This is a genomic window from Hyphomicrobiales bacterium (assembly GCA_017642935.1).
Taxonomy (GTDB): Bacteria; Pseudomonadota; Alphaproteobacteria; order Rhizobiales; family MH13; genus MH13.
The window spans coordinates 1-330 of record JAEPOK010000010.1; the positions used below are offsets into that span (position 1 = coordinate 1).

Here is a 330-nt window from a genome sequence, read left to right on the forward strand (position 1 = left end):
AGGTCGCCCTTTTGCGGCAGCGTCGCAAAGATCAGGCTGTTGGCGGCATAGCCCGAGCCGAGGAACAGGGCGGAGGGGGCCTCGAAGAATGCCGCTGCCCGCTCTTCCAGCGCTTCATGCTCGGCGCAATTGCCGCGCAGCAGCCGCGATCCGCCCGAGCCGAGAGCAACCCCGCGCTCGAGCGCCGCGACAGCCGCTTCGCGCAATGCGGACGCTCCGGCCAGTGCCAGATAGTCGTTGGACGAGAAGTCACGTCCCTGGGCCAACGCCAGCATCCGGCGGCGGCCGGCCTGCGAAAGGCGGTCGAGATCGTGCTGGTAGAAATCGGGT

Annotated in this window: 1 protein-coding gene; it reads right to left on the reverse strand. The window is 68.2% G+C overall.

Annotated features, from left to right (window positions below; translation table 11 throughout):
• A partial coding sequence (locus JJ917_17820) for an aminotransferase class I/II-fold pyridoxal phosphate-dependent enzyme (protein MBO6700685.1) occupies window positions 1-330 on the reverse strand: 330 nt, incomplete at both ends.